Below are 13,791 nucleotides of genomic sequence, written 5' to 3'. Positions count from 1 at the left end.
CTACCCACGCCGCCTGTTGGTCCAATCAGCCCGGACCGGGATCGGACACCGACGGTCAGGGGGCCGTCGGGTGCGTGGGGTCGGCGCCCAACTCGACCGGCCAGGCGCCCGCCAGCGCGCTGAGCCGGGCCGCGGCGTCCGCCGGGTCCGCGCCCCGGCCAACCGCCAACCCGAAGAGGTACGCGGTGACCGGCGCACCCGGACGCAGCACCTGGTGGGCGACGTCCCGGGCCAGATCCAGCACCGCCGGCACCGGCACCGCAGCCGGAGGCAGATCCAACTCGGCGCAGACCGCCGTGACCCAGTCGTCCATCACCGTCATCGCGCCCACTCCTCCGCCCGGCGTACGTCCTCGTCAGTGTCGCAGTCGAACCACGGTGGCGGGCCCTCGCCGGACCAGGCCACCTCCCGCACGACGAGACCGGCCAGCAACGCCCGGACCGGAGCTCCGGACAGACTGCCGCCCCGCTCGACCGTCAGCCGGTCCACGGCCGCCCGCAGCGCGCCGACCCGCCAGACACCACAGAGCGACTGCCGCCGCCCGTCCCCGTCCACGAAGCACGCCCCGTCCGCCCCCCGCTCGCCGTCGAGGCCACCGCGGACCGGCGTCGGAGCGAGGCCACCGCCGGCCGGTGGCGTCGGAGCGAGGCCACCGCCGGCCGGCGTCGGAGCGAGGGCAGTGCCGGCCGGTGGCGTCGGAGCGAGGCCGCCGCGGACCGGCGGCGGCGGCGGAGCGAAGCCGCTGTGGGCCGTCGGTGCGGAAGCAGAGCCACTGCGGGCCGGCGTCACCGGAGCTGAGCCCCTGTGGGCAGGCAGCGGCGGAGCAGAGGGGCCGCCCGCCGGTTCTGGGTCGGGGGTCTCCCGGTCGAGGTGCTTCAGCAGTTCACCGATCGCGGCCCGGGTGAGCAGCGGCAGGTCGGCGGCGAGCAGCGCGACCACTGTGACGTCGGGATCCAGCAGCGCCAGGCCGGCCGCCGCCGCCGCGACCGGACCCCCGCCGGGCGGGTCCTCCCGAACGACCAGCACACCCGCCGGTACGGCGTCGGCCGCACCGACCAGCACCTGCGGCGTCGCGTCGCTGACGGCGGCCAGCACCCGGTCGCGCATCGGCCGGCCACCGACCGGAAGCGCGGGCTTGTCGAGCCCGCCCATCCGTCGGGCGGCCCCACCCGCGAGCACCACTGCGGCGTACGTCCCCACCCGGCCACCGTAGCCGTGCCGACGCCCGCTCAGGCCGAAGCCCGCTCAGGCCCGATCGCAAGGCCCTCACCCGACTCCTCCGACGTGCTGGCCCGACCCCTCGCCCCGGTGATCATGAAGTTATCGCTCGACACGCCGACGACGCGCGCGGACAACTTCATGATCAACGCGCAGGGCTCGGGTGGGGTCGGCGGTCGGTGACGGGCGGTGGTCGTGCGGGTGGGCCGGCGGGGGGTGGAGGATGGCGGGATGGGACGGGCAACTGATCGACGCGGCATACTCCGGATCGACCTGGACGCGGCCACCGCCGGGCGCGGATCGGTTCGCCGGCCGGACACGCTCGCCGTGGAGGAGCCGCTGGAGGTCCGGGTTGGCGCGGCCGGTCCCGGCAAACGTCGGCCGCTCGCCGTCACCATGCGTACTCCCGGCGACGATCTGGACCTGGCCATCGGATTCCTGCTGACGGAGGGGCTGATCCGGTCGACCGATGACGTGTTGACAGCGCAACTCTGCGCCGGCGCGGAGACGCCGAACACGTACAACGTGGTGGACGTGGTGCTCGCCCCCGGCGTACCGGAGCCGACCACCGACCCGTCCCGGAACTTCTACACGACCAGTTCCTGCGGTGTCTGCGGCAAGGCCAGCATCGACGCGGTACGCACCCGGTCGCTGTTCCCGGTCGCGGCGGACCCGCTGAGCGTGCCGGCCACGTTGCTCGCCGAGCTGCCCGACCGGTTGCGCGCCGCCCAGCGCGGCTTCGATCGGACCGGCGGGCTGCACGCGGCGGGCCTGTTCACCCCCGACGGTGAGCTGGTGGTGCTCCGGGAGGACGTGGGCCGACACAACGCCGTGGACAAGGTGATCGGGTGGGCCGTGCGGGAACGCCGGCTGCCGCTCACCGGGCACCTGCTGCTCGTCTCCGGACGGGCCAGCTTCGAGCTGACCCAGAAGGCGTGGATGGCGGGGTTGCCGCTGCTGGCCGCGGTGTCCGCCCCGAGCACCCTCGCCGCGGACCTGGCCGACGAGGCGGGGATGACACTCGTCGGCTTCCTCCGCGGACGGACCATGAACGTCTACACCGGGCCACACCGGATCAGTGTGGAGCAACCAGCCTGACCCGAGCGCCCCGTCATTTACCGATCCGGTCGATCAGGTCGAACAGGGCCAGCCGGGCGGCGGCGTCACGGGCGATCAGGAAACCGGCGATGCCGAGGATCCAGCCCAGCGCGCTGCCCGCCTTGGTGACGATCCAGGTGTTCAGGCGGGCCAGCACCGGCTCGACCAGTCGCGGGCGGGCCACCCTGGCACCCAGCAACAACACCGCCGGCAGCACCATGACCAGGCAGTACCCGGTGAGCAGCGCCACCACGCTCGCCGCTCCCACCCCCGAGGTGGCCAACAGACCCACCGCACCGAGGTACGGAAGCATTGTCGCCACCTCGGCAAGCGCCGCGAGCAGCGCGAGCCCGACCAACCAGCGGGCCGAGGAATCTCCGGCGGTGGCCCGGTCCCGCCAGCGCAGGACACCCCCGGTACGGGGACGCCGCTTGCCGTCGTAGCGGAAGCTGAGTGCCAGCATTCCCACGCCCAGGACGAGTTGTGCCCAGAGGACACCCCGGTTGTCCAGGGCGCCGCCCAGCGCGTCGCCCAGCCTGCTGCCTCCCCAGACCAGCAGCAGCCCAACCGCGAGGTAGAACACCGCGATGGTGGCGAGGTAGCCCAGGATCCGCCGGACGTTGACCGGCCCGGGGGCGAGCAGCAACCAGACCGGGATGAAGAGGGTGCCGATGCTGGTGCTGTCGATCAACGCCAGCCCGGCCAGCGACAGCAGCAACTCGGGGGTCATGTCGTACCAACGCGGAGAAGGGCCACGAGATCATTCTCCGGCGGCGGTGAGCCTGCCGCGTCGGCCGTGGACAGGAGCAACGCGTACATCCTTCGACGGAGGGCGTCGCCGGAGGACCCGTCACGCCAGGTCGAGGATGCTCCAGTTGGTGGGGAGCACCTTCGCCGCCACAGTGGGTCGCACTGTCGCGTAGTGCGCCTCGTGGGTGAGTGCCGCACGGGTGGCCTGACCTAACGAGATGTCTCCGGCCGTGGCGCGGGCCAGCGTGCCGGTGTCGCGCACGTCCTCGGCGTCGAGTGGCAGCAGTCGGATTATCGGGGCAGTCATCATCAGGGCCAGTAGGGCGGCATCGATCTCGTCGGCCACGCTCGCGAAGGCGACAGCCAGGCAGGTCGCGGGGATGGCCACCTGCCGACCCTCGTCGGCGACCTCCAGCATCAACTCCCCCACCGAGACGTTGCCCTCGATGTAGGCCGTCAACGCCGACGCGTCGAACACGACAGCGATCTGATCGCTCATCCGGCACGCCCCAACATCCGGCGCCCCTCGGCCAGAGCGTCCGCCGGGATGGGCGTCGCCAGGCGCTCCCGCCATCGCGCCCTGCCCGCCTCGGTCACCTCGATGCCGGCGCGCCGGAGCACCTCGTCGAGGTGCGTGCCCTCCATCTGGGCCCGCACCGCCGCGGTGATGGCGGCCGAGACGTTGGGCTGCTGGTCGAGCCACTCGGCGACGTCGTCGGGGAGGCTCACGGAGCGCTTCACTGTCACGTCCGTCAGCCTACAATTCCGGTAGCACCCACGGTATTACCACGCAGGCGCGGGACCGGTCAGCGGCGGCCACGTCGGCTCCGCTTGCGGGGCCGGATGACGCCGGGCATCCCGACCGACGGCCAGCCGTCCAACTCGGCCGGGGGCACGCCCCGCCGGAGCAGGTCGTCCAGCACCAGGGCGAGCGAGTAGTCGGGGTGCAGGCTCAGCGTGCGTTCGAGCGCGACCGCCGCCAACGCGCCCTGTCCGGCGCGCCACGCGGCGAACGCCAGCAGCGCACCCGGCGCGGCGGCCACCTCCGGCTCGGCGCGGCGCAGCACGTCGGTCCAGAGAGCGATGTCCCGGTCCCGGCCGTCGGTGCGTTCCCACGCGTGATCGCGGACCGACAGGTGGGTCATCAGCAGGCTCAACCAGGCCGCCTCGTCGTCGTCGAGCCGCTCACCACGCCGCTGCCGGCGCTGGGCCTCGCGAACCGCCGCCACCCCGGCGGCGCGCAGCGCCCGCGCCCCGAGCAGGTCGCTCTCGGGTGCCTGCTCGATCAGCTCGGCCAGTCTCAGCTCGGCGCGGGCGGTGGCCGCTCGGGCCGCCTCCCGGGCCGGGCCGTCCACCGGTGCCACCTGCGCCACCAGGGCCGCCCGGTCGGGGAGTGCGACCTGACCGGCGAAGACCGCCGAGGCGGTCAGACGGTTGACGGTCGGGTCGTAGCGGCGACCCTCGGGCGGGCAGCAGTCGGGCTCGGTGCAGAGGTAGGACCACCAACGGCCATCGGTCACCCGCAGCGCGTCGAGCACGTGCAGCCCGAAGTCGTTCAGCGCGTCGCGGACCGCGTCCACGGCCGGGGTGACCAGCTCCGGTCGCCCGTAACCCACGACGGTGGCGGCTTCGGCGCCCTGCCGGCGGATCACACCAGCCAGGTGCACGGCCAGCCCGCCGGGCTCGGTCGGGTCGGGCAGATCCGCGCGGGCGGCGAAGACGATCTGCCGGCCGACCAGCACCACGGCGACCACGCTGTCGGTGGGATGAAAGCCGAGCAGGTACGGCACAGCGGCGATCAGGTCCGCAGGTGAGCGGACGGCAAGCTGAGGGCGTTCGGTCGAGGTCATGTCGGAAGCCTGCGGCGGGCGTGCCGGGCCCGGCCACCCCTGTGGACGACACGCGACTTATCCACAGTTACTGAGTGTGTTTTCCCTGCTCACGCCACACCTACAGGTGCGGAAAGAGCGCCGATGTCGTCGGGCGACACCTGGCTGTCGTAAGGAGCGGTTACCGTGCGCTGATGGACCTGGCGTACCTGCGCGCGCATCCGGCACATCTCCCGACCTTCCGGACCCATCAGCGGCTCCGGGAGACGCCGGTCGCCGGTGGAAACATCTGCGCGGCCGCCCGGCTCACTCTCGACGACGGCCACTCCGTCTTCGCCAAGTCCTGGCCCGACGACGCCGACCGACCGCCGCCGGAGGGCTTCTTCGCCGCCGAAGCCGCCGGTCTGCGCTGGCTGCGGGAGGCGGGCGCGGTCGGCGTACCCGAGGTGATCGTGGTGTTGCCGGAGCTGCTGGCGCTCGACTGGGTGGAGCCCGGCGAACCGACGCCGGAGGCCGCGGAGCGCTTCGGCCGGGAGTTGGCCGGGCTGCACCGGGCTGGCGCAACCACCTTCGGTGCCACCTGGCCCGGGTTCATCGGCTCGCTCCCACAGGACAACACCCCCACGGCCGGGCGCTGGTCGACCTGGTTCGCCGAGCGACGCCTCGCCCCCTACCTGCGACGCTCGGTCGACGGTGGCGCGCTGACCAGCGCCGATGCCGCTCTGGTCGAGCAGGTGATCAGTCGCCTCGACGGGCTCGGCGGCGACGAGCCGCCCGCGCGCATCCACGGCGACCTGTGGCCGGGCAACGTGCTGTGGGGGGCCGACGACCGGGCCTGGCTCGTCGACCCGGCAGCCCACGGTGGGCACCGGGAGACGGATCTCGCCCAGCTCGCCCTCTTCGGCGGCATCCCCCACCTGGATCGGGTGTTGACCGCCTACCAGGAGAGTTGGCCACTACCGGATGGTTGGCGTGACCGCGTACCAGTGCATCAACTGCATCTCCTGCTGGTGCACACAGCACTCTTCGGCGTCAGCTTCCGAGATGTGGTCGTCCAGACCGCCCGTGGCGTCCTGAGCCGCGCCGAGCGCGCTACGGTCGACAGGTGAGCGCCGCCCCGGGGACCGACGGCGTCCTCGTCGACCGGTACGGCCGTGTCGCCCGGGACCTGCGCGTGTCCCTCACCGACAAGTGCAACCTGCGCTGCACCTACTGCATGCCGGCGGAAGGTCTCCCCTGGCTGGCCGGCCCCGAGTTGCTGAGCGACGAGGAGATCGTCCGGTTGGTCCGGGTGGCTGTCGAGCTGCTCGGTGTGACCGAGGTGCGGTTCACCGGCGGTGAGCCGCTGATCCGACCCGGGCTGGTCGACATCGTGACGGCGGTCGCCGCTCTCGAGCCCCGCCCCCGGGTCTCGCTGACCACCAACGGCATCGGCCTGGACCGACTGGCCCCGGCGTTGCGGGCCGCCGGCCTGGACCGGGTGAACGTCTCACTGGACACCCTGGACCCGGACCGGTTCACCACGCTCACCCGCCGCCCCCGTCTCGACGCGGTGCTGGCCGGGCTCGCCGGAGCGGCGGCTGCCGGCCTCAGCCCGGTGAAGATCAACTCGGTGTTGATGCGTGGTGTCAACGAGGACGAGGCGCCGGCGCTGCTCCGCTTCGCCCTCGACCACGACTACCAGCTACGGATCATCGAGCAGATGCCGTTGGACGCCCAGCACGGTTGGGCCCGCGACACCATGGTGACCGCCGAGGAGATCCTGGCGTCGCTGCGTACCGTCTTCGATCTGAGCCCCGACCCGGCCGAGCGCGGCGCGGCACCGGCGGAGACCTGGCTGGTCGACGGAGGCCCCGCCCGGGTCGGTGTGATCGCCAGCGTCACCCGCCCCTTCTGCGGGGACTGCGACCGCACCCGGTTGACCGCCGACGGCCAGGTCCGCGCCTGCCTCTTCGCCACCGAAGAGTCGGATCTGCGCGCCGCGCTGCGCACCGGCGCGGACGACGACGAGTTGGCCCGACGCTGGCGTACCGCGATGTGGGGGAAGCGCGCCGGGCACGGCATCGACGACCCCACCTTCCTCCAGCCGACCCGCCCGATGTCCGCGATCGGAGGCTGAGCGTGGAGGGGACCCCGCTGACCATCCGCTACTTCGCGGGCGCCCGCGCCGCCGCCGGCCGCGCCGAGGAGGCCATCCCCGCCGGGCGGTCACTCGACGACCTCACGGCCGAGCTGACCCAGCGCCACGGCGACCGGCTCGCCGGGGTGCTGCGGGTGGCGAGTTTCCTCGTGAACGGCGTCACCTGTCATGATCGTCGGGCACCCCTGCCGGCCGGGGCCACGATCGATGTCCTGCCCCCGTTCGCGGGCGGCTGAGGGAGGCGCTCGCAATGATTGCGGTTCTGGGGTTCGTGGCTGTCCTGGCGCTGGTCACCGGTCTCATCCACCTCTACCTGTGGAAGCGGCTCGTTCGGGACACCACCACGCCGGGCCGTTGGCGACGGGTCGGCGGGATCGCCGCCCTGGTGCTGGCCCTGCTCGTGCCGGTCACCCTCGCCGGAACGCAGGCCGGGCTCTACTGGCTCGCCTGGCCGGGCTACCTGTGGCTTGCGCTGATGTTCTACCTGCTGGTCGTCCTGGTCGTGCTGGAAGTCCCGATGCTGGTCGCCCGGCTGGTGCTGCGTCGCCGGGTGGTCGCCGCGGAGCCCACCACCGCCGCGCCCGAGCCGGTGCTGGTCGGTGCCGCCGGCCCGACCGAGCCGCCGGCCGCTGGTGCCGTAGCGGCACCGGACCACGACCCGTCCCGCCGGTTGCTGCTGGCCCGTGGGGCGGCCATCTTCGCCGGCCTCACCGCCACCGGCGTCACCGGGTACGGCATCCGCACGGCGCTGGGCCCGCCCCACCTCGACCGGGTGCGGATCCCGCTGGCCAAACTCCCCCGCAGCATGGACGGCCTGCGCATCGCCACCGTCTCCGACATCCACCTCGGCCCGCTGCGCGGGCGGGCTCACACCGAGCGGATCGTCGCCGCGATCAACCGGCTCGACGCGGACATCGTCGCGGTCGTCGGTGACCTGGTCGACGGCTCCGTGGCCGAACTCGGCTCGGCCGCCGCGCCACTGCGTGACCTGCGCTCCCGCTACGGCAGCTTCTTCGTCACCGGCAACCACGAGTACTACTCCGGCGTGGAGGAGTGGGTTCAGGAGGTCGACCGGCTCGGTCTGCGGGTGCTGCAGAACCGGCGGCAGGAGATCCAGGCCCGGGGCGGTGTGCTCGACCTGGCTGGCGTGAACGACCTCACCGGGGCAGGCACCGGCCTCGCCGCCGGGCCGGACTTCGCCGCCGCCCTCGGTGACCGCGACCCGAGCCGTCCCGTGGTCCTGCTCGCGCACCAGCCGTTGGCTGCCAAGGAGGCGGCCCGCTACGGCGTCGACCTGCAACTGTCCGGGCACACCCACGGTGGGCAGATGGTGCCGTTCAACCTGGCCGTCAAGCTGGAGCAGCCGGTGGTCAGCGGGCTCGGCGAGGTCGACGGCACCAAGGTCTACGTGACAAATGGCGCCGGTTTCTGGGGGCCGCCGGTCCGGGTCGGCGCGGAGCCGCAGATCAGCCTGGTGGAGCTGCGCTCGGCATAGCGGAGGTCACGTACGCGCGTGGCGGCGGGTGGCCGGCGCGGCGGGCGTGACAGGATGCGGCGTGCCCCCGTTCAGCGCCGTACCCCCCGGTGGCCTACCGCCATTCGTCGCGGACCTGCACATCCACTCGAAGTACTCGCGCGCGTGCAGCCGTGACCTCACCCTGCCGAACCTCGCGTGGTGGGCCCGGCGTAAGGGCATCGGCCTGCTCGGCACCGGTGACTTCACCCACCCCGCCTGGTACGACCACCTGCGGGAGACGCTGCGCCCGGCCGAACCGGGGCTCTACCGGCTCGACCCGGAGGCGGAACGCGACATCGCCCGTCGGCTGCCACCCCGGCTCGCGCACACGGTGGAGGCGGACCCGGTCCGTTTCATGCTGAGCGTGGAGATCTCCACCATCTACAAGCGGGACGACCGGACCCGCAAGGTGCACCACCTGATCTACCTGCCGGATCTGGACGCGGTGGCCCGGTTCAACACCGCGCTGGGCCGGATCGGCAACCTCGGCTCCGACGGCCGACCGATCCTCGGACTGGACTCCCGCGACCTGCTGGAGATCACGCTGGAGGCCAGCCCGGACGGCTACCTGGTGCCGGCACACATCTGGACTCCCTGGTTCTCCGCGCTGGGCTCGAAGTCCGGCTTCGACGCGATAGCGGACTGCTACGCCGACCTGGCCGAGCACATCTTCGCCGTGGAGACCGGGCTCTCCTCCGACCCCGCCATGAACTGGCGGGTCGGCAGCCTGGACGGCTACCAACTGGTGTCCAACTCGGACGCGCACTCGCCACCGGCGCTCGGCCGGGAGGCGACAGTGCTGACCGCCGAACGGGACTACTTCGCCGTTCGGGAAGCGCTGCGTACCGGTGACGGCCTGGCCGGCACCATCGAGTTCTTCCCGGAGGAGGGCAAGTACCACGCGGACGGGCACCGGCTGTGTGGGGTCAACTGGTCTCCGGAGCGCACCCGGGCGGCCGGCGGGCGCTGCCCCGAGTGCGGCAAACCCCTCACCGTGGGTGTCCTCAGCCGGATCGAGGAGTTGGCCGACCGCCCGGACGGTCACCGGCCGGCGCACGCCCGGGACGTCACCCACCTGGTACCGCTGGCCGAGATCCTCGGCGAGATCAACAAGGTGGGTGCCCGGTCGAAGAAGGTCGAGGGGCGGCTCAACGAGCTGCTGGCCGCACTCGGCCCCGAGCTGGAGATCCTGACCACGACCCCGCTGACCGACATCGCGCAGGCCGGTGGTGAGCTGCTCGCCGAGGGCATCGGACGGCTTCGGCGCGGCGACGTCCGCCGGGTGCCCGGTTACGACGGCGAGTACGGCGTGATCACGCTCTTCGACAGGGCCGAGCTGGGCGCGCAGGAGACGCTGTTCGACGTACCGGTGCCGGCGCAGCGACGGCCCGCGGAGCCGGCTCCCCGGGTCCCGGCCAAGCGCCCGGCGGCGGCCAAGGCGGAGCCGAAGCGGAAGCCGGTCCCGGTGCCCGCGCCGCCGATCGCGTCGCCGCCGTCTCCGCACGAGCCGTTCGAGCCGATGCTCTCCGGCATGGAGGAGGTCGGCACCGGCCTGCTGGACCGACTGGACGCCATGCAGCGGGTGGCGGCCTCCGCACCCGGCGGTCCGTTGCTCATCGTGGCCGGTCCGGGCACCGGCAAGACCAGGACGCTCACCCACCGGATCGCGTACCTCTGCGCGGAGCTGAACGTCTTTCCCGAGCACTGCCTCGCGATCACGTTCACCCGTCGGGCAGCCGAGGAGCTGCGGCACCGCCTCGACGGCCTGCTCGGTCCGGTCGCCGAGGACGTCACGGTGGGCACGTTCCACGCGTTGGGGTTGACCATCCTGCGGGAGAACGCCGGCGCGGCGGGTCTGCCGGCCGACTTCCGGATCGCCGACGACGCCGAACGGGCGGCGGCACGCACCGAGGCCGGCGGCGACAGCGCCGCGTACGTGTCGCTGCTGCGCAAGCAGGACCTGGTCGACCTGGACGAACTGGTGACCCTGCCGGTGGAGCTGCTGCGGGCCGACCGGAAGCTTGCCGATCGGTACCGGGACCGCTGGCGGTGGATCTTCGTCGACGAGTACCAGGACGTCGACGAGGTGCAGTACGAGCTGCTGCGGCTGCTCAGCCCCGCCGACGGCAACCTCTGCGCTATCGGCGACCCGGACCAGGCCATCTACTCGTTCCGGGGTGCCGACGTCGGCTACTTCCTGCGCTTCTCCGAGGACTTCACCGACGCCCGACTGGTCCGGCTCAACCGCAACTACCGCTCGTCGGCCCCGATCCTGGCCGCCGCCGTGCAGGCCATCGCCCCGTCCTCGCTGGTCCGGGGCCGGCGACTGGACCCGGCCCGGCTCGACCCGGAGGCTCCGCTGGTCGGGCGCTACCCGGCGGCGTCCGTGGCGGAGGAGGCCGACTTCGTGGTGCGTACCGTCGACGATCTGGTCGGTGGCTTGTCGCACCGTTCGTTGGACTCGGGCCGCATCGACGGCCGGTCCACGTCGCTGTCGTTCTCCGACATCGCCGTGCTGTACCGCACCGACGCGCAGGCCGCCCCGATCGTGGACGCCCTGACCCGGGCGAACATCCCCGTGCAGAAGCGTTCCCACGATCGGCTGCGGGATCGGCCCGGGGTGGCCGCCATCGCCCGCGAGCTACGGCACGCCGACGGTCTGGCCGGCTCACTTGCCGCCCGGGTGCGGCTGGCCGGTCAGGTGGTGGCCGAGCGGTTCGCCGTGCCCACCCTGGACGGCGCCAGCAACGCGGTCCGACCCGAGGACGTCCGCTCGGCCGTGGACCTGCTGACCCCGCTGGCCCGACGCTGCGGTGACGACCTGGAGGCCTTCCTGTCGCAGTTGGCCACCGGAGCGGAAGTGGACGCGCTCGACCCGCGCGCCGAGGCGGTCACGCTGCTCACCCTGCACGCCGCGAAGGGCCTGGAGTTCCCGGTGGTCTTCCTGGTCGGTGTCGAGGACGGGCTGTTGCCGTTGCGCTGGCCGGGCTCGACGCCGGACGAGGACGCCGTGGCCGAGGAGCGCCGACTCTTCTTCGTCGGCCTGACCCGGGCTCAGGACCGGCTGTACGTCAGTCACGCCGCCCGCCGCACCCGGCACGGCACCGAGCGCGACTGCACACCTTCGCCGTTCCTCAACACCATCGACCCCGGCCTCTTCGAACGCTTCGGCGAAGCCGAGCCTCGCCGCCCCAAGGACCGCCAACTCCGCCTGATCTAACCCGGTCCCCACGCCCCACGCCCCACGCCCCACCACCCCGTCGATCTTGCACTTTCGGTCGTCGTTGTGCGTGGAATGCACCTTATGTCGGCGCAGAAACTGCAAGATCGACGAAGCCGGGGGCGGGGGCGGGGGCGGGGGCCGGGGGCGGGGCGGGGCGGGGCGCTTTAGGTGAGGAGGGGGGCTAGCCAGGTGCCCACCAGCAGGGCCGGGCCGAGGGGTAGCAGGGTGTTCCGGTGCACCTTTCGGGCGGCGAGCAGGCCGAGCACCAGACCGCCGTGCAGCACGTGCGGCAGGAGCAGCCCGGTCAGGAGGACCTCCCACCCCAACCAGCCGAGCGGCAGGCCGAGGACGGCGGCGAGTTTCACGTCCCCGAAACCCAGTCGTGAGCCGGGCAGCAAGGCCAGCAGCACGTGCGCCGCGCCACCGATTGCCGCACCTCCCATCGCGCCGAGCAGCCGGCCGGGAGTGCCGGACAGCAGCGCCACTGTGGTCAGCCCTCCGAGGGCCAGCAACCCGGCGACGAGCACCAACGGGTCGGGCAGCCGCAGACAGGCCAGGTCGACCCGCGCGAGCACCAGACCGACCGCCGCGACCGCGAGGAAGACCGGCAGCGCCGGGTCGTCACCCACGGCGACGGCAAGGCCGACGAAGACGATGGTCGCCACCATCGGGTCGGCCCACGGCCGTCGGACCGGCTGCGGCAGTGGAAACGTCAGTGGCCGGGCGTCCGCTGTGGCGAAGCGCCGCGACACCACTGGTACGACGAGGCCGACCAGAGCGCCGAGCAGCGCGATCGACACCAGCGCGGCGGCCGACATGGGCCGGACGTTACTGGCGGTCGCGCACCGGCGCGTCCCCCGATCGTGATCCTGTGCCCGCCCGACGCGGCCGTTCGGTGGTCACCACCAGGGCGACCCCGGCGACGATGACAGCACCGCCGAGCAGCACCTGCGGGGTGATCGGCTCGGCCACCAGCAGCGCGCCGAGCGCCACCGCGACCGCCGGATTCACGTAGGCGTACGTCGACACCAGCGAGATCGGCGCGTTGTGCAGCAGCCAGACGTACGCGGTGAAGGCCACCAGCGAGCCGGCCACCATGAGGTAGCCCAGCGCCAACCAGGACCGGGTGCTCACCTCCGCCGGGTGGAAGTCGGCCAGTTCGCCCCGGCCGGCGGCGACGGCCACCAGCACCAGCGCGCCGGCCATCATCTCGTACACCGTGGCCACGAACGGGTCCGCGGGCATCCGGATCCGTCCGGACAGGAACGACCCGACCGACCAGGAGGTGGCTGCCGCCACCACTGTCAACGCCCCGAGCAGCGGCACCGCTGCCGAACTTCCGCCCGGCAGCACCAGCAGGATGAGGCCGACGAAGCCCAGTGTGACCCCGGCGAACGTCCAGATCGGCGGCCGGTCCCCGGTGGCCGAGCGCAACAGCACCACCAGCAGCGGCACCGTGGCCACCAGCAGCGCGGCGATCCCGGACGGCACCGCCACTCCCGGCGGCCCCGATTCGGCGAGCACCACCAGGCCGTTGCCGGCGGTGAGCAGGAGCACTCCGACCAACGCGGCCGAGCCGAGTTGCCGTCGGTCCACCCGCAGCGCGCCAGGGCCTCTACGCAGTCGCAGCACCACCGCCAGGACCAGGCCGGCCACGGCGAACCGGAGGGCGGCCGACAGCAGCGGAGGCATCGTCTCCACGGTGATCCGGATGGCCAGATAGGTCGACCCCCAGAGCACGTAGACCACGATCAACGCGGTCCAGATCACTGTCGGCGTGCTGCTGGCACGACGGTCGGCGAGGGCCGTGGTGCTCGGTGGAGGTGAGCTCATCAGTGGACCACGCTACGGTGACCCCGGAGCCCGCGTCGCGCTTTGGTGGCCGGCCTCTCACCACTCGTGCAGGAGGGCGGCATGACGAACTACGGACAACCGGGGGGCGGCCACCCAGGGCCGTGGCGTGGGCAGAGACCCGACGAGACGCCCGGTCGACCGGCGCAGCAGCCCTACCCGCCCG

General features: G+C 72.8%; 14 protein-coding genes. 6 read left to right on the top strand and 8 right to left on the bottom strand.

Going from position 1 to position 13,791, the window contains the following annotated elements:
• Positions 1-55: 55 nt before the first annotated feature.
• Entirely contained in the window at positions 56-322 is a 267-nt protein-coding gene (locus OG992_RS21380; protein ID WP_238687586.1) for a DUF6457 domain-containing protein, read from the bottom strand.
• Entirely contained in the window at positions 319-1,200 is an 882-nt protein-coding gene (locus OG992_RS21375; RefSeq protein WP_266304129.1) for an NTP transferase domain-containing protein, read from the bottom strand. The genes OG992_RS21380 and OG992_RS21375 overlap by 4 nt, the downstream gene beginning before the upstream one ends.
• Positions 1,201-1,449: 249 nt before the next feature.
• On the opposite strand from OG992_RS21375, the gene fdhD reads away from it, so the two are divergent.
• On the top strand, positions 1,450-2,316 hold the full coding sequence (gene fdhD / locus OG992_RS21370) for a formate dehydrogenase accessory sulfurtransferase FdhD (RefSeq protein ID WP_266304128.1): 867 nt from the start codon (positions 1,450-1,452) through the stop codon (positions 2,314-2,316).
• Between the two features lie 13 nt (positions 2,317-2,329).
• On the opposite strand, the gene OG992_RS21365 is transcribed toward fdhD, so the two are convergent.
• The 4 genes from OG992_RS21365 to OG992_RS21350 all read right to left on the bottom strand — a co-directional run bounded on the left by OG992_RS21365 (position 2,330) and on the right by OG992_RS21350 (position 4,916).
• On the bottom strand, positions 2,330-3,046 hold the full coding sequence (locus OG992_RS21365) for a GAP family protein (RefSeq protein ID WP_238687589.1): 717 nt from the start codon (positions 3,044-3,046) through the stop codon (positions 2,330-2,332).
• Between the two features lie 120 nt (positions 3,047-3,166).
• A complete protein-coding gene (locus OG992_RS21360) occupies positions 3,167-3,565 on the bottom strand; it encodes a hypothetical protein (RefSeq protein ID WP_266304127.1) in 399 nt (132 codons plus the stop codon).
• A complete protein-coding gene (locus OG992_RS21355) occupies positions 3,562-3,813 on the bottom strand; it encodes a hypothetical protein (RefSeq protein WP_266304126.1) in 252 nt (83 codons plus the stop codon). Before OG992_RS21355 ends, OG992_RS21360 begins: the two co-directional genes overlap by 4 nt.
• 59 nt (positions 3,814-3,872) lie before the next feature.
• The gene (locus tag OG992_RS21350) at positions 3,873-4,916 is read right to left on the bottom strand and encodes a DUF4192 domain-containing protein (RefSeq protein WP_266304125.1); all 1,044 of its coding nucleotides are present in this window, start codon (positions 4,914-4,916) and stop codon (positions 3,873-3,875) included.
• Between the two features lie 173 nt (positions 4,917-5,089).
• On the opposite strand from OG992_RS21350, the gene OG992_RS21345 reads away from it, so the two are divergent.
• The 5 genes from OG992_RS21345 (at position 5,090) to OG992_RS21325 (ending at position 11,771) form a co-directional block, all read left to right on the top strand.
• On the top strand, positions 5,090-6,004 hold the full coding sequence (locus OG992_RS21345; RefSeq protein ID WP_238687593.1) for a fructosamine kinase family protein: 915 nt from the start codon (positions 5,090-5,092) through the stop codon (positions 6,002-6,004).
• Positions 6,001-7,014: a GTP 3',8-cyclase MoaA gene (gene moaA, locus OG992_RS21340; RefSeq protein ID WP_238687594.1), complete on the top strand. Its 1,014-nt coding sequence runs from the start codon at positions 6,001-6,003 to the stop codon at positions 7,012-7,014. The genes OG992_RS21345 and moaA overlap by 4 nt, the downstream gene beginning before the upstream one ends.
• Positions 7,015-7,016: 2 nt before the next feature.
• Positions 7,017-7,271 carry a MoaD/ThiS family protein gene (locus OG992_RS21335; protein ID WP_238687595.1) on the top strand — a complete coding sequence of 85 codons (255 nt, stop codon included), beginning with the start codon at positions 7,017-7,019 and terminating at the stop codon, positions 7,269-7,271.
• 14 nt (positions 7,272-7,285) lie between these two features.
• Positions 7,286-8,530 (top strand): metallophosphoesterase, encoded by a 1,245-nt coding sequence (locus tag OG992_RS21330; protein ID WP_238687596.1) that lies wholly within the window; start codon positions 7,286-7,288, stop codon positions 8,528-8,530.
• Between the two features lie 61 nt (positions 8,531-8,591).
• Positions 8,592-11,771, top strand: a complete 3,180-nt coding sequence (locus OG992_RS21325; protein ID WP_266304124.1) for a UvrD-helicase domain-containing protein — start codon at positions 8,592-8,594, stop codon at positions 11,769-11,771.
• A 167-nt stretch (positions 11,772-11,938) separates the two neighbouring features.
• Here OG992_RS21325 and OG992_RS21320 read toward each other — a convergent pair whose 3' ends face one another.
• Positions 11,939-12,592, bottom strand: a complete 654-nt coding sequence (locus tag OG992_RS21320) for a prepilin peptidase (RefSeq protein WP_266304123.1) — start codon at positions 12,590-12,592, stop codon at positions 11,939-11,941.
• A gap of 10 nt (positions 12,593-12,602) precedes the next feature.
• Positions 12,603-13,607, bottom strand: coding sequence for an EamA family transporter (locus tag OG992_RS21315; RefSeq protein ID WP_238687599.1), 1,005 nt, complete (start codon positions 13,605-13,607; stop codon positions 12,603-12,605).
• Positions 13,608-13,791: the final 184 nt, after the last annotated feature.

Origin of the sequence: Micromonospora sp. NBC_00362, from assembly GCF_026342155.1 — a bacterium.
Classification (GTDB): domain Bacteria; phylum Actinomycetota; class Actinomycetes; order Mycobacteriales; family Micromonosporaceae; genus Micromonospora; species Micromonospora hortensis.
The sequence above is the reverse complement of the archived record's forward strand: the minus strand, read 5'-3'. Positions and strand labels throughout refer to the sequence as shown.